This window comes from Streptomyces sp. NPDC058000, assembly GCF_042886435.1.
In the GTDB taxonomy this organism is placed as follows: Bacteria; Actinomycetota; Actinomycetes; order Streptomycetales; family Streptomycetaceae; genus Streptomyces.
The window spans coordinates 101,456-117,240 of sequence record NZ_JBHVQS010000022.1 but is presented as its reverse complement, the minus strand read 5'-3'; the positions used below and the strand labels follow the sequence as shown (position 1 = coordinate 117,240).

Here is a 15,785-nt window from a genome sequence, read left to right as displayed (position 1 = left end):
TCATGCGTCGCCGCCCGGTCCGCCGCCCTCGGTCGGGGCGAGCAGCAGCAGCGCCACGTCGTCCATCCGCTCCGTATGGGCACCGCGGCGGGTCAGGACCGCGTCGGCGAGGCCGCCGGGGTCCGGGGAGTGTGCCCCGGCGAGATCGGCGGCCAGCGCCGCCACCCCGTCGTCGAGGTCCCGGCCGGGCCGTTCGACCAGCCCGTCGGTGTAGAGCGCGAGCACCGCCCCGGGCGGCAGGGCGACGGTGGTGGAGGTGTAGTGGGTGCCGGGCGCGACGCCCAGCAGCAGCCCGGGCGGCACCCGCAGCACGTCGGTGTGCCCGTCGGGGTGGCGCAGCACCGGCGGCGGATGGCCGGCGCTGGCCAGGCAGGCCAGGTGCGTACGCAGGTCCAGGTGGACGTAGAGGCAGCTGGTGAACAGGTCCGGGTCCAGGTCGGTGAGGAGCCGGTTGGTGCGGGCCAGCACCTCGTCCGGTGCCGCGCCGGCCGAGGCGTGGGCGTGCACCGCGGTACGGGCCTGCCCCATGAGCGCGGCGGCCGCCGCGTTGTGCCCCTGTACGTCGCCGATCACCGCGGCCACCTGGTGCTCGTCGAGCCGGATCAGGTCGTAGAAGTCGCCGCCGATGTCCATCCCGCGGGTCGACGGCAGGTAGCGGGCGGCGACCGACAGCCCCGGGACCGGCGGCAGGCGGTGCGGCAGCAGCCCGGCCTGGAGGTCGTGCGCCAGCTGCTGCTTGGTGTCGTAGAGGAACGCCCGGTCCAGGGCCTGGGCCATCAGCCCGGCCAGAGAGGTCAGGACCAGGCGCTCCTCCGGGGTGAAGGTCCGCGGATGCCGGTACGCCAGTACGCAGCAGCCGACCGGACGGCCGGAGACGATCAGCGGCAGCACCGCCCGGGCCGCCATCCCGGTCAGCTTCACCAGCCCCGGGAAGAGCCGCTCGGTCTCCTCGGCGGAGCCGAAGAAGCTCGGTTTGCCGGTGGCCAGGGCGTGCACGGTGGGGCTGTTCGCGGTGCTCAGCGGGAGCCCCTCGTACGCCTCCACGGCCTCTTGGGCGTAGCCGCGCTGTCCGACGGTCCGCAGCCGGCCCGCTTCGGCGGCGTACATCAACATGCCCTGGGCGCCGAAGGCCGGCACGATCTGCTCGGCGAACAGTTCGGTGACGTCCTTGACGCCCACCGCCTCGGTCAGCGCGGCCGCGAGGTGCAGCACGTGGTACATCTGCCCGGCGCGCAACGGCATGACCTCCGCCGGCCAGCGCGCCTCCGGATCCGTCTGCTCGTCCGCGGCGCTGATCCACACGCTCACCCCCCGGCCGTCCGGGAACAGCCGGAACGTCAGCCACTGCGCCGGCGGACGGCAGGCGGTGAACGACGCCGGGTGCCGGCTGAGCACCGCGGCCCGGCAGCGGTCCTCGAAGACCGGCCCGGCCAGCCAGGGCAGCACCTCCCACGGCCGCGCACCGTGCAGCCGGGCCGCGGCCGTGTCCAGCAGCGCGGCCGCGCCGGCGCTCAGCATGGTGACGCGCCCCTCCAGGTCGAGGGCGCAGCCACCGCCCGGCAGCCGCTCCACGTAGTCGACCGCGGCCAGCGCCTCGTCGAGGCCGACGGTACGGGCCGGGGGCGTCGGGACCACCAGCGGCCCGTCGGGGCTGTGGCCCGCGGGCAGCAGCCCGGCCAGCCGCCGGCAGGCCGACTCGAACGCGGTGCGTTCGGCGTCCGACAGCTCCGGCGCGTGGCCGGCCGGCCACAGCAGCACCATCGCCCCCCGGCAGCCGGTCCCGTCATCCAGGGGCGCCGCGCCCAGCGCGAAGTCGTACGGCAGCGCCACCGCCGTCCGGGGGAAGTCCCGGGCCAGCTGCTGGTGGCCGGCCGCCCACACCAGGCGCTGCCGGCGCGCGGCCACCGCGACCGGGATGGGCGCCGCCAGCGCGATCCGCCGCCAGGGGTCCAGCACGGGAGGGGGGATGCCGCTCAGCGCGGTCAGCCGCAGTACCGGCGCGTCCGGTGCCAGCTCGTAGACCATGGCCGACGAGGCCCCGGTCTCCGCCATCGTCCGCAGCAGTTCCCGGCCCAGCGGGGCCCGGTCGGTCCCGCCGGTCGTCATGGTCCACCTACCCACGGCCGCGGCACAGTGCTGACGTTACGCCGCCGGGCCGTCGGTGGCAGTCCTGGTGGTGGCGGGCCACCAGCGGGTGGTCGGTTCGACGGGGACGGCGGCCAGGAAGCCGGGTCGGCGGCCGCGTTGGCTCGGCGCGGGTGTCGGCCCGCACCATGAGGTGGCCGATCGCCGCCGGCGTCGTCGTCGGCGGCGGATTCCAGGAGCGGCACCTTCCTGCGGGGCCTGGTGGGCGCGACGTTCCTTCCCGGGCGGTGGGGCGGTGGGCTCAGCGGGACGCCCGCCGGCGCAGTGCGGGGGCCAGGCCCAGCTGTCCCAGGCCCGCCAGCAGGCTCAGCGCCGCGCAGCTCAGCCAGAGGGCACTGGGGCCGATGACGAGCAGGCGGGTGCCGACGACCGGGGCGATCAGGAAACCGGTGCCCCAGGCCATGCCGATCAGGCCGTTGTAGCGGCCGCGCAGCGCGGGCGGTGCGAGGTCGGCGACGACGGCCGCGGTGATGGCGAAGACCAGGATTTCGCCGAGGGTGGCGACCGCGACCGCCAGGCCATAGCCGGTGGCCGACCCGGCGGTGGCGGCCAGCGCGTTGCCGGCCGCGGCGACGGTGAAGCCGAAGGCCAGTACGCGGCTCTTGTCGCGGCCGTCCAGCCGGTGGCCGATCAGGGGCTGGGCCGCGATGACGACGATGCCGTTGACCGCCATCACCGTGCCGTAGGCGCCGCTGGACATGCCGGCGGCCCGCATGGCCAACGGCAGTGTGGCGAAGGCTTGTTGGAAGACCACGGCGTAGACCACGATGATCCCGGCGAACGCCACCATCACCCGGTCCCGCAGGACGGTGCGGAAGCCGCCGGCGGACCGGTCCCGGGCGGCCGGCCGGGTCTCGGGGACGGCCAGCCACACCAGGAGTCCGAAGACCGCGCAGGCCCCGGCGTCGAGCCAGAACAGCAGCCCGAAGCCGTGCGCGGCGAGGTAGCCGCCGAGGACCATGGCGATCGAGAAGCCCAGGTTGATCGCCCACAGCAGCAGACCGTAGGCGCGGGTCCGGTCGGCGGCCGGCACCGCGTCGGCGACCAGCGCCTGGGCGGCCGGCCGGAACAGGTCGAGGGTGATGCCGAGGACGAAGCAGGCCGCGACCAGCACCGGGAGGCTGCGCGCGTGGCCGAGGGTGAGCAGCGTCGCGCCGTTGGCCAGCATCCCGCCGGTGAGTGCCGCCCGGCGCCCGAACCGGTCGGCGAGGTAGCCGCCGAGCGGCTGCGAGATCACCGCGCCGGCGCCGCCGACGGCCAGGACGACGCCGGCGGTGGCGACCGGGACGTGCCGGGCGCCGGTGAGGTAGAGGCTCAGGAACGGATTGACCATCGCGCCCAGCCGGTTTACCAGCGAGCCGCCCCACAGCACCCAGAACGCGCCGGGCAGTCCGCCGGCCCGTACTCGGACGAAGGCCCGCAGCCGGCCCTCCCCGGTGGTGACGGCGGGGGCGGGTCCGCCGGGCCCGGTCACCGGGCGCTCCCGGCGACGTCGGCCGCGGCGGCCGCCCCGGCCTCCGCCGCCAGCGCGGCCCGGTCGACCTTGCCGTGGGCGGTCGTGGGCAGCCGGTCCAGCAGCCGGATCTCCTGGGGGACCATGTACGGCGGCAGCGTCTCGGCGCAGAAGGTCCACAGGTCGCCGGTGTCGGTGGGGGCGTGGCCGGCGGCGAGGACGACGAAGGCGGCCAGCTGCCGGCCTCCGCCGGGCCCCGGCACCGGCAGTGCGGTCGCCGCCGTCACGCCGGGGTGTTCGGCCAACCGCCGTTCCACCTCGCCGAGTTCGACGCGGTTGCCGTTGATCTGGACCTGGGAGTCGGCCCGTCCGGCGAAGCGGAAGGCGCCGTCCGGGCCGCGCAGTGCCAGGTCCCCGGAGCGCAGCACGTACTGGCCGGACTCCGGGCACAGCGGGTCGGGGACCAGGGTGGCGCGGGTGGCCTCCGGATCGCCCCAGTAGCCGGAGAAGAGGGCGGGGCTGCGCAGGTGGATCTCGCCGACCGTGCCCGGTGCGTCGATGACCCGGCCGTCCGCGTCGACCAGCAGCATTTCCGCGCCGGGGTGGGCGGTGCCGATGGAGAGCCGTTCGGTGGTGTCCGGGAGCGGGTTGGGTACGTCCGCGAAGGAGCAGGCCATGGACTCGGTGGCGCCGTAGCAGTTGACGATCCGGGCGGTGGGCAACAGCTCCTGGAGGCGCCGGAGTTCGGGCAGTGGGAATTCCTCACCGCAGAAGAGGACGCCGCGCAGCTGGGTCAGCGCGGCCAGCCGCTTGGGTTCGTGGCGCAGCACCTGCCGCCAGATCGACGGGACGCCGTTGACCTGGGTGGCGCCGGCCTCTCGCAGCACCCGCAGCAAGTGCCGGGGCCAGCGCACCAGTTGGGGTGGGACGGGGACGACGGCGGCGCCGCTGCCCAGCGCCAGTCCGATGTTGAGCAGGGAGAAGTCGAACTGGAGCGGCGAGGTGCTGGCGATCCGGTCTTCGGGGCCGGCGATCCGGTGCGCCAGCATGCCCCGGTAGAACGCGACCACCGCGCGGTGGCTCATCACCACGCCCTTGGGCCGGCCGGTGGTTCCGGAGGTGAAGACGATGTACGCCGGGTCGGTGGGGCAGGGCGTGCGGCGGCGCGGTGGCCGGCGCTCGGGGGCGCGTTCGACGGTGAGCCCGTCGCGGCCGAAGCGCGCGGTTCCGACGGGGTGCGGGACGTCCGTCCGGCTGCCGGTCAACTCCTGGAGGTGCAGGGCGGGTCGGACGGTGTCGAGGAGGGTGTTCAGGCGTTGCCGCGGGGTCTGCGGGCTGACCGGGACGAAGGTCAGCCCCGCTTGCGAGCAGGCGAGGAGCATCGCGAGGGCCGGCGCGGTGGTGTCCGCCTCCAGGATGACCCGGGCGCCGGGTTCGAGGTCCAGGGCGTCCAGCGCGCACGCCAACGCGGCGGTGTGGGCGCGGAGTTCGGCGTAGGTGGTGACGGTGGTCCGGCCGGCCTCGGGCGATTCGACGACGGCGGGGGCGTCGGGGGAGTGGCGTGCCGGGTCGAGCAGGAAGGCGTGCAGGAAGTCCTGGCGGATGTCCGCGGCGTCGGCGTCGGCGTCGGCGGCGGTGGCGGCGTCGGCGGGTGGGTGCGGCTGCTGACTCACGTTGCTGAAGCCCCCTGTGGCGTGCACACACGATGGTTCGGAGTAGAAGCAGGGCAGATCACGGGATAGCGGCAGAAAGCGCTGCGACCGAATTCCGGCATTCGGAAAGGTGATTCCGGGTGGTGGCAATCAGGCTCTCACGGCTTCGCGGGCGCCCGTGTGTGAGGTGGATCACTTCGTGGCGCCGATCACTTCTTGCCACGGTCGGCGGATTGTGGCAGCGTCAGCTAAGCATGGAACTCATATTCCACATCATGGAAATATGACATGGGGGATCTGTATGTCCGAGGCAGGACCGCTGTCGCTGGGTCAGCTCTCGGTGTGGCACGACATCCGCGACCTTCCGGCAACCCGGTGGCACGAGCCCAACAACGCCGCCGCCTGGCCTCTGCCACCGGGCACGACCGTCGCGCAGGCCCGCGCCGCACTGCACACCGTCGTCACCAGACACCCGTCCCTACGGACCCGCTACGACGTCCACGACGCCACCGCGCCACGGCAGTTGCCGCCCGACGCGGAATTCGACGACCACCTGCCGGCCCTCGACGCGCCACCGGCCGACCGCCGAGACGCGGACGATCCCGACCGCCGCGACGCGGACGATCCCGACCACCGCGCCGCCCGCCTGGCCGCCGAACCCTTCGACCTCGGCCGCCAACACGGCTGGCGCGCCCGCCTGCTGAGCCGCCGGGGCGCCCCGTCCCACCTGCTGTTCGTCAAGCACCACATCGCCGCGGACGCCTGGGCCCAGGAACTCCTCCACCGCGAGTTCCGGTACGCCCTCGCCGACCCCGGAGGGCTCGGCCCCACCCCGCCGGGACCCGCCGACCTCGCCGCCGCCCAGCACACCCCCGCCGGACTCCGCCGGCAGGCCGCGGCCCTCGACCACTGGGCCCAACTCCTCGGCGACGCACCCTCGGTGGCCCTGCCGCGCACCCCCGGCACCGCGGGCGGCACCGTCCAGGCCACCCTGCGCTCCGCCGCCGCCCTACCGGCCGCACACGCCGTCGCCGAGCGCGCCCGGGTCTCCGTCTCCAGCGTCGTCCTGGCCGCCTACGTGCACACCGTGGCCACGCTGTGCGACGCCGACACCCTGTTGGTGCAGCTGATGAGCGCCAACCGCTTCGGCGCCCGCTGGAAGGACGTGGTCACCTCCATGAACCAGTGGGTCCCGGCGCTGATCGAGCAGGCCCGCACCGGCGACCTGGTCACCCTCGCCGACGCCGTCCACTGGAGCTCCCTCGCCGCCTTCCGGCACGGCATGCACGACGTCACCGCCGTCGCCGCACTGCGCGACCGGACGCCGGACGCCGCCGAACCGACCTGCGCCTTCAACTACGTCGCGCTGCCCGGCAGTTCCCCACTCGACCCGCCCCGGATCCCGGCGTCCGCCGAGGAACCGGTGCTGACCTGGGAAGAGCCCTTCACCACCATCGGCCCGCGATGTTACGCCCGCGCGCTGGAGAGCGACCGCGACCTGACCGTCCGGCTCACCACCAAGGACCTCGGCCGCGACCGGTGCGCCGCCCTGCTGACCGGCCTGCACACGACCCTGCTGGCCGCCGCCGGACGCTGACCGCGCCGGCCGACCCCGGTGGCCCGGCCCGACCCCGGCCGCCCCGGCTCTCCACACCACACCCTTCCGCACCGGACGTCACCTCGTCCTGCCGCCGCCGGTGTCCGGCCCGCCCATCGCCCGCGCCCCCACCCGCGCCCGCCTCGCCCAGGAGCCCCCCGGTGCCCGACCATGTGCTCGTCATCCACCGCTGGACCGACCACTACGCCGACTACGCCGCCTACCTCGACCACGCCACCCACCGCGTCAGCTACGTCACCACCGAGCGGGCCGCCCGCCACCTGCCCGTCGAACAGGCCGCCGGCGTACGGCTCGTGGACAGCACCGAGGACGTCAAGGCGGTCCGCGAGGCGATCGACGCCCTCGTCGAACGATCCGGGCCGGTGACCCGCATCGTCGCCCTCCAGGAGACCGACCTCGACCTGGCCGCCGACCTCCGCGACGCCCTCGACCTGCCCGGCCAACGCGGCGCCGACCTCGAACCGCTCCGCGACAAATTCCTCATGGCCCGGCGCCTGGCCGCCGCCGGCATCCCCGTACCGCCGACCGCCGATGCTCCCGACCACGCCGCGGTCACCGCCTTCGCCGCCCGGCACGGCTGGCCGGTACTGGTCAAACCGCGCCGCGGCACCGCCAGCGCCGGCATCACCCGCCTCGACTCCCCGGCCGAGCTGGCCGCCTACGCCTTCCCCCGGGACGGCGCGATGCTGGTCCAAACCTGGCTGCCCGACCAGGTCCTCCACGTGGACGGCGTGTTCACCGGAGGCCGCCTCGGCCCCTGGCGGGCCGCCCGCTACCTGACGACATGTCTGGAGTTCACCACCGGCACCGCGCTGGCCTCCGTCGAGATCGACGACCCCCAACTCCTCGCCGCCCTCGCGGAGATCACCACCGCCGCCACCCGCACCCTCTTCACCGGGCCCGCCGTCTTCCACCTGGAACTCTTCCTCGGCGACCGCGGGGAGCTGACCGTTTTGGAGATCGGCTCCCGTCCCGGCGGCGCCGAAGTCCCCTTCGTCTGGCGGGAGGTGCACGGCATCGACCTGATGGCCGTGGCCTGCGCTCACCAGACCGGCACCGAGGCCCCCGCCGTGCCGACCGACACCCCGAACGACCCGCCGGCCGAGGTCGCGGGCTGGCTGCTCGTGCCGCCGTCCGTACCGATGCCCTGCCGGGTCCGCACCCCGCCCGCCCCCCACCAGGACGGACCGTACGCACAGGTCGTCCCGGAAACCGGCGCGTTGCTCACCGGCGGCGGATACGAGCACGCCGGGGCCCGGTTCCGCTTCCGCGGCGACAGCAGCGCGTCGGTGACCGCCGCGGTCCACCGGACCATGCGGGACACCGTCCTGGACTGCACCCCCGTCGACCCCCACGCACCGGCCCGCCTCGTCGTCATCGGCTGCGGCAACCCGCCCTACCGCGAATACGCCCTGCACGCCCTCGCCGCGCACCTGACCACCGCACTGGTCCAACCCGCGGACATCGACTGGCAACGGCGCTACGTCGCCGACCGGTTCCGCTCCGCCGACACCACCGACCCCACCGCCACCGCCCACGCCGCCGCCGCGCTGCTCGCCGACCACCCCGGCCCCGGCGCCGTCCTCACCTGGGACGAGGCGCTGCTGGAGAGCACCGCCGAGGTCGCCCGCCGGCTCCAGCTGCCGCATATGAGCCCCGAGGCCGTCCGCCGCTGCCGCGACAAACTGACCACCCGGCGGCTCCTGGAGCGCGCCGGCGTGCCCTCCGCCCGCTTCCGACACGTCCACAGCGCCGACCAGGCGCGGGCCGCCGCCGACGAACTGGGCCCGCCGGTCGTGGTCAAACCGCGCGCCCTGGCCGGCAGCATCGGCGTCACCCTCGCCACCGACCCCGCCGAGGTCACCCGCGCCTACGCCCGAGCCGTCGGCGCCGCCTTCCCCGGACTGGGTGCACTGGACGGGGCGATCGTGGAGGAGTACCTCTCCGGACCGGAGATCAGCGTGGACTGCGCGGTCTCCGACGGCACGGTCCACCTCGTCAACGTCGCCCGCAAACGGCTGGGATTCGCGCCCCACTTCGAGGAGACCGGCCACCTGGTCGCTCCCTGGCGCCACGAACCCTGGGCCGACGAGGTCCGCTCGGTGGTCACCGACGCCCACACCGTCCTCGGCATCCGCACCGGCCTCACCCACACCGAACTCCGCCTCACCCCCGCCGGCCCCCGCGTCGTCGAGGTCAACGGCCGCCTCGGCGGCGACTTCATCCCGCTCCTCGGCACCCTCGCCACCGGCCTGGACCCGGTCGTCACCGCCGCCGACCTGGCCCTCGGCCGGACCCCGGACCTCACCTCCACCCACGACCGCTGCGCCGAAGTCCGCTTCCTCTACCCCGAACAGGACGGCACCGTCCAGGCGCTGGACCTGACCGCCGCCGCGGCCGATCCGGGCATCGAACGCGCCGTCCCGCTCGCCGCCCCCGGCACCCGACTCCGGCTGCCGCCGCGCGGCATCGTCCCCCGCCTGGCCGCCCTGCTGGCCACCGGTGAGACCCCCGACGACTGCGCGGCCGCCCTCGACCGCGCCCAGCACACCGTGCGGTACTCCCTCACCCCCCTCCGGTGACCGGGTCCACCCGGACACCGACCCAGGAAGAGAGACACGCGTCATGTGGATCCTTGGCGTCAACGCCCCGCCCACCGGCTGGCACGACAGCGCCGCCTGCCTCGTCGACGAACACGGCGAGATCGTCGCCTTCTCCGAGGAGGAACGCCTCAACCGCCACCGCCACTCCCTCTACCGCAAGCCCTACAGCGCCGCTCGCTTCGTCCTCCACCAGGCCGGCCTCACCCCCGCCGACATCGACGTGGTGGCCCTGGGCTGGGACAGCGAACAGCTCTACCCGCAACGGTTCGCCACCGACGCCGAGTTCCTCGCCTACGCCGTCGGCCTGGACTTCGGCAACCGCACCCCCGAGGTCGTCCGCGTCCCCCACCACCAGGCGCACGCCGCCTCCTCCTTCTACGCCTCGCCGTTCCGCAAGGCCGGCGTCCTGGTCGTCGACGGCCACGGCGAGAACGAGTCCTCCACCATCTGGACCTACGAGGACGGCGCCGCCCCCCGCCAGGAGCGCACCTGGCAGCGCACCGCCTCCCTCGGCTACGCCTACGACGCCGCCTCCACCTGGCTCGGCTTCTCCTTCCTCAACGCCGGCAAGACCATGGGCCTGGCCGCCTACGGCCGCGCCGCCGGCCTGGAGCCCGAACCCCTCGTCGAACTCGCCGCCGACGACTTCCAGTTGGCCGTCGCCCCGCTCACCGAACACCACGGCACCGCCACCGCCGACGAGATCAAGGAGCAGTACGACACCGTCGTCGGCCGGTGGCGGGAGCGCTACACCCGCATCGCCGGCGCCGACGGCCCCGGCGCCCCCGAGGACCGCCTCACCGACGACCCCCGAGCCGTCCTCGTCGCCTACACCGCCCAGCGCATCATCGAGGACACCGTCCGCCACCTCGCCGCGCTCACCCGCAAGGCGGCCGGCGTCGAGGAACTCTGCCTCAGCGGCGGCGTCGCCCTCAACTGCAGCACCAACGGCACCCTGCCCGGCCCGCTCTACGTCCCGCCGGTGCCGCACGACGCCGGCGTGGCGCTCGGCGCCGCCTGGACCGTCCGCCCGCCCCGCCGCCACACCACCCCGCTCAGCCCCTACCTGGGCACCGATGTCCACGGCCCCGACCACGCCGGCCGCCAGGCGGCACCGGACACCTCCGACCTGCTCCGCACCGACCTCGACACCGACACCCTCACCGCCCTCCTCCTCGACGGCCGGATCGGCGCGGTCGCCCAGGGCCGCGCCGAGGTCGGCCCGCGCGCCCTGTGCCGCCGCTCGATCATCGCCGTACCGAACACCGCCGACGTCAACACCCGGGTCAACACCGTCAAGAACCGCGAGCAGTGGCGCCCCTTCGCCGGCGTCACCCGCCCCGACTACGGCGCCCAACTCTGGGAACAGCAGGAGCACTTGAGCCGCTACATGCTCGGCGCGGCCAAGGCCACCGCGCTGGGCCGGCAGGTCGCCCCCGGCGTCGTCCACATCGACGGCACCACCCGGCCGCAGGTGCTGCACGGCGACGAGGCCCCGGCCGTCGGCGCCGTCCTCGACGCCCTCGACCGGCAGGGCGCACCACCGGTGCTGCTCAACACCTCCTTCAACGACAAGGGCGAACCCATCGTCAACACCGCGGCCGACGCGCTCACCGCCTTCCGCGCCATGGACCTCGACTTCCTGGTGCTCGGCGACGACCTCTACCGCAAGCCCGGCCGGACCGGGGGTGCCCGCCGATGACGGCCGGCCTGCCGGCACCGACCCGCTTTCGCGCGTACGGCCCCCGCCACCTCGACACCATCGCCGTCCGCCACGGGCTGCCCGACGAGGTCCGGGAGACCGTCCGCCGGGTCTCCCTGGTGCTGCCGTTCCGCGTCAACGCCTACGTCCTGGACCGGCTCATCGACTGGGACGACGTACCCGGCGACCCGATGTTCCAACTGACCTTCCCGCAGCGCGGCATGCTCACCGGTGACGATGAGGACCGGCTCGGCAAGCTCTCCGCCGACCCGGCCGACACACTGCTGCTCCGCGAGGCCGTCCAGGAGATCCGCGACCGGCTCAACCCGCACCCCTCCGGACAGCAGCAACTCAACGTCCCCACCCGGGACGGCGACCGGATCCCCGGCCTCCAGCACAAGTACCGCGAGACCGTGCTGTACTTCCCCGGCCAGGGCCAGACCTGCCACGCCTACTGCACCTACTGCTTCCGCTGGGCCCAGTTCATCGGCGACGCCGACCTGCGGTTCGCCGCCCCCGACCCGAGCGGGCTGCTCGACCACCTCCGCGCGCACCCCGAGGTCCACGACGTACTGGTCACCGGCGGCGACCCGATGGTGATGTCCACCGACCGGCTGCGGACCCACCTGGAGCCGCTGTTGGGAGTGGAGTCGGTGCGGACGGTCCGGATCGGCACCAAGTCGGTCGCCTACTGGCCGCAGCGCTTCGTCACCGACCCCGACGCCGACGACGTGCTCCGGCTCTTCGAGCAGGTGGTGGCCTCCGGCCGGCAACTCGCGGTGATGGCCCACTTCAGCCACCCGCGGGAGCTGGAAACGGACCTCGCCCGGCGGGCCCTGGCCCGGATCCGCGGCACCGGTGCCGTCATCTACTGCCAGGCTCCGCTGATCGCCCACGTCAACGACGACGCCGAGGTGTGGAGCCGGCTGTGGCGGGCCGAACTCGCCGCCGGCGCCGTCCCCTACTACCTGTTCGTCGAGCGGGACACCGGCCCGCACGACTACTTCAAGGTGCCACTGGCCAGGGCCGCGGAGATCTTCGCCGACGCCTACCGCACCCTGCCCGGACTCGCCCGCACGGTCCGCGGTCCGGTGATGTCGGCCACCCCCGGCAAGGTCGTGGTCGACGGCGTGGAAGACACCCCCGAGGGAGCGTTCTTCCGGCTGCGGATGCTCCAGGCGCGGCAACCGTCCCTGGTCGGCCGGCCGTTCCGGGCACGCTACTCCGCCACCGCCGCCTGGCTCGACGACCTGGAGCTGGACCCCGCCACCCCCGCCGACCTCGCCGCGGCCGTCCGCGGCGGGACCGCGCCCCGTACCGAAGGAGGCCCGGCATGACCCCCGCCACCCCCGCGCGGCCCGAGCCCTCCCCGAACCTCGCCCTCAACCAACTGGTCGACCGGCGCCGGGCCCGGGGCGACCGTCTGGTGCACCTGGCCTTCGGCGAGGCCCGGCTGCCGGTCCTGCCGCAACTCGCCGCCCGACTGGCGGCCGGTGCGAGGCGCGCCGCCTACGGACCGGTGGCCGGCGGCGCGGACGTCCGCACCGCGGTGGCCGGCTACTTCACCCGCCGCCGACTGCCCACCACCGCCGACCAGGTGGTCGTCGCCCCCGGCAGCAAACCCCTCCTGATGGCCCTGCAACTGGCCGTCCCCGGCGATGTGTTGCTGCCCCGCCCCGCCTGGAACACCTACGCACCCCAGGCCCGCTACGCCGGCAAACGGGTCTTCGGCGTCCCGGTCCCCGCGGAGTGCGGCGGCGTGCCCGCCCCCGACGCGCTCCGCACCGTCCTCGGCGAGGCCCGCGCCGCCGGCGCCGACCCCCGCCTGCTGATCCTCACCCTCCCCGACAACCCCACCGGCACCCTCGCCCCACCCGCGCTGATCCGCGAACTCGGCGCACTGGCGCGCGAGGAGGACCTGCTGATCGTCGCCGACGAGATCTACCGCGACATCGTCCACGACCCCGACCGCACCCCCTTCCTCAGCCCCGCCGAAGCGGCCCCCGAACGCACCGTCGTCACCAGCGGACTGTCCAAGACCCTGGGCCTGGGCGGCTGGCGGATCGGCATGGCGCGCTTCCCGGCCGGCGACCCCGGGGAGCGACTGCGCGACGGCGTGATCGCAGCCGCCAGCGAACTGTGGTCCACGCTCGCCGGCCCGATGCAGCACGTCGCCGCGTACGCCTACGCCGAGCCGCCGGAGATCACCGCCCGGGTGCGGGCCGCGGCCCGGCTGCACGGCGCGGTGGCCCGGGCCGTCCACCGCATCGCGGTCGACGCCGGCGCCGACTGCCGCCCGCCCATAGGTGGCTTCTACGTCTACCCGGACTTCGGGCCGCTGCGCGCCCGTCTGGCGGCCCGCGGCATCACCGATTCGGCGTCCCTGGCGACCGCCCTCCTCGACGAGTCCGGCCTCGTCGTCCTCGCCGGCCACCTCCTCGGCGACGACCCGCACGCCCTCCGCTTCAAGGCCGCCACCAGCCTCCTCTACGGCGACGAGCAGCAGCAGGCCGAGGCACTGGCGGCCGACGACCCCACCCGGCTGCCGCACATAGCCGGTGAACTCGCCCGGATCGCCGAGGGCTTCGCCCGTCTCGTCGCCTAGACCCCGCAGACCCGCCGGACCGCCCCCGGGCCGACCGGGCCCAGCAATCGGCCGGACCGCCGGACCGACCGCGCACCACCGAAAGGGAATCGCACCATGAAGGAAATACCCCCCACCCCACAGTCCTTCCGGGAAATCGCCGCCGCCGCCGACCGGCTGCTGACCGGCCTGGCCGGCCTCACCGACGCGGACGTGCCGGCCCCGGCCCGGCTCCCCGGCTGGACCCGCGGCCACGTCCTGAGCCACCTGGCTCGCCAGGCACCGGCCCTGGAGCGGCTCCTGACCTGGGCCCGCACCGGTGTGGAGACCGCGCAGTACCCCGACCGCGCCACCCGCGACGCGGAGATCGAGGCCGGCGCCCACCGCTCCGCCGCCGCCCTGATCGCGGACGTCCGGGAGACCGCGGCACACTTCCAGCACACCGTCGAGACCCTGCCCGAACCCGCCTGGCAGGCCACCATCAGGCCGTTCACCGGTGAACTCTGCACCCCCCAACGGGTGCTGGTGATCCGCATCCGGGAACTCGAACTCCACCACGTGGACCTGGACCTCGGCTACCGCGTCGCCGACATCCCCGCCCCGGCCCGCGCCGTCATCCTCGCCGACGTCCTCGGCTACTACGCCCAGGCGGCGGACGTCCCGGACTTCGCCCTGCGCGACGACGCCGGAGCGGAACTGGCGCGCTACGGCACCGGCGGCCCGGTCGTCTCCGGCAGCCCCGCCGACGCCCTCGCCTGGCTGTCCGGACGGTCCACCGGCACCGGACTGCGCTCCACCGCCGGCCCGCTGCCCGTCCTGCCGCGATGGCTGTGACCGGAGGAAGAGGAAGGGGACGAAGGAGAACGGACATGGCACACCTTGACCTCGGCCCCGTCCACACCGGGCTGCTGGACTGCATCCAGGCTAACCTCGCGGTGCTCGCCGACCACCACCACGGCCCCGGCACCCACCTGCGGCTCGGCGCCCCCCTGGGCCTGCGCTCCTGGGAGCGTCCCGCGGACGGGCTGCCCACCGTCGACCCGCCGCTGACCGAGCACCTGACCACCCTCCCGGCCCTCGTCGGGCTGCGCGTCGTCGACCACACCCGGCTGACCCGCGCGGAACTGCTCGCCGGCCGCGCCGCCGACGACGGCCCCCGCTACGTCGTTGCGGACGCCTACCACCTGCCCTGGCTGCCGTACCACGGGCGGGCCCACATGCCGCACAGCTTCCTGTTGGCCGCGGGCCCGGACGGCTGGCACGTCACCGACGCCTACCGCAACGAGACCGAGTGGGGACCGGCCACCCCCGGCCACTGGGTACTGCCCGAGGCGGACCTCGGCGGACTCACCACGGCCGACGTCGTCGAACTGGCGCCGGCGGACCTCCCGCCGCTGTCCGCCCAGCCACCCGTCGCCGCCCTGGACCCGGCCGCCACCGACGCGTACCTCGCCCCCTACGACGCCTGCCCCGACCGGGCCCGGGTGCTCGCGCAACTCACCGTCGAAACCTGGCTGTTGGCCCGCACCCGCAAACTGCACGCGACCTACCGTGCGCTGTTCGCCGGCCGTGCCGACGGCCCGGAACCCGGCCCCGAGGCCGACCACCTGCGCGCCTGGGACAAGGTCGTCGAACAGACCTACCTCGCCCACCGCCGGGTCTCCCGCGGCCGCGCCGAACCGCCCGGTGTGGTCGACCGCCTGCGCGGTGTCCTCGCCGCCGACCGCACGGTCTTCGGCACGGTCCCCGCCCCCGCCGGACCGCCCGCCCCGGACGACGGGGAACTGCGTCGCCGGGTGGCCGCGGTGGCCGCCGACGTCCTCGGCGTTCCCGCGTCCGACCTGCTCGGCGGGGCACCGTTCGACTCCTTCCCGGCGTTCAGCTCGTTCCGCCTGGTCGAGATCATCGAACGCCTGGAGAGCGCCCTGGACCGCGAACTCGACGCCGACGAACTCATCCCGGAGAACCTCCGCCGGGTCGACGACCTCTGCCGCATCGCCCGCTGACCGCCCCAGACCCCCGGAAGAG

10 protein-coding genes are annotated in these 15,785 nt (G+C 74.8%); 7 read left to right on the top strand and 3 right to left on the bottom strand.

What is annotated here, in order from left to right:
- The 3 genes from ACFVT2_RS22195 to ACFVT2_RS22185 form a co-directional block, all read right to left on the bottom strand.
- Window positions 1-2,106: a PP2C family protein-serine/threonine phosphatase gene (locus ACFVT2_RS22195; protein WP_390020446.1), complete on the bottom strand. Its 2,106-nt coding sequence runs from the start codon at window positions 2,104-2,106 to the stop codon at window positions 1-3.
- A gap of 280 nt (window positions 2,107-2,386) precedes the next feature.
- Window positions 2,387-3,619 carry an MDR family MFS transporter gene (locus ACFVT2_RS22190; RefSeq protein ID WP_390020443.1) on the bottom strand — a complete coding sequence of 411 codons (1,233 nt, stop codon included), beginning with the start codon at window positions 3,617-3,619 and terminating at the stop codon, window positions 2,387-2,389.
- A complete protein-coding gene (locus ACFVT2_RS22185; protein WP_390020440.1) occupies window positions 3,616-5,271 on the bottom strand; it encodes an AMP-binding protein in 1,656 nt (551 codons plus the stop codon). Before ACFVT2_RS22185 ends, ACFVT2_RS22190 begins: the two co-directional genes overlap by 4 nt.
- Window positions 5,272-5,551: 280 nt before the next feature.
- Here ACFVT2_RS22185 and ACFVT2_RS22180 point away from each other — a divergent pair, with 280 nt between their 5' ends.
- The 7 genes from ACFVT2_RS22180 to ACFVT2_RS22150 all read left to right on the top strand — a co-directional run bounded on the left by ACFVT2_RS22180 (window position 5,552) and on the right by ACFVT2_RS22150 (window position 15,763).
- Complete coding sequence (locus ACFVT2_RS22180) at window positions 5,552-6,847, top strand: condensation domain-containing protein (RefSeq protein ID WP_390020437.1); 1,296 nt, start codon at window positions 5,552-5,554, stop codon at window positions 6,845-6,847.
- A gap of 161 nt (window positions 6,848-7,008) precedes the next feature.
- Window positions 7,009-9,450: an ATP-grasp domain-containing protein gene (locus ACFVT2_RS22175; protein ID WP_390020434.1), complete on the top strand. Its 2,442-nt coding sequence runs from the start codon at window positions 7,009-7,011 to the stop codon at window positions 9,448-9,450.
- Between the two features lie 43 nt (window positions 9,451-9,493).
- Window positions 9,494-11,173, top strand: coding sequence for a carbamoyltransferase C-terminal domain-containing protein (locus ACFVT2_RS22170; RefSeq protein ID WP_390020432.1), 1,680 nt, complete (start codon window positions 9,494-9,496; stop codon window positions 11,171-11,173).
- Window positions 11,170-12,510 carry a KamA family radical SAM protein gene (locus ACFVT2_RS22165; RefSeq protein WP_390020430.1) on the top strand — a complete coding sequence of 447 codons (1,341 nt, stop codon included), beginning with the start codon at window positions 11,170-11,172 and terminating at the stop codon, window positions 12,508-12,510. The genes ACFVT2_RS22170 and ACFVT2_RS22165 overlap by 4 nt, the downstream gene beginning before the upstream one ends.
- A complete protein-coding gene (locus ACFVT2_RS22160) occupies window positions 12,507-13,778 on the top strand; it encodes a pyridoxal phosphate-dependent aminotransferase (protein ID WP_390020427.1) in 1,272 nt (423 codons plus the stop codon). The genes ACFVT2_RS22165 and ACFVT2_RS22160 overlap by 4 nt, the downstream gene beginning before the upstream one ends.
- A 96-nt stretch (window positions 13,779-13,874) precedes the next feature.
- Window positions 13,875-14,591: a maleylpyruvate isomerase family mycothiol-dependent enzyme gene (locus ACFVT2_RS22155; protein ID WP_390020425.1), complete on the top strand. Its 717-nt coding sequence runs from the start codon at window positions 13,875-13,877 to the stop codon at window positions 14,589-14,591.
- Between the two features lie 35 nt (window positions 14,592-14,626).
- The gene (locus ACFVT2_RS22150; RefSeq protein WP_390020422.1) at window positions 14,627-15,763 is read left to right on the top strand and encodes an acyl carrier protein; all 1,137 of its coding nucleotides are present in this window, start codon (window positions 14,627-14,629) and stop codon (window positions 15,761-15,763) included.
- The last annotated feature ends 22 nt before the right edge of the window (window positions 15,764-15,785 follow it).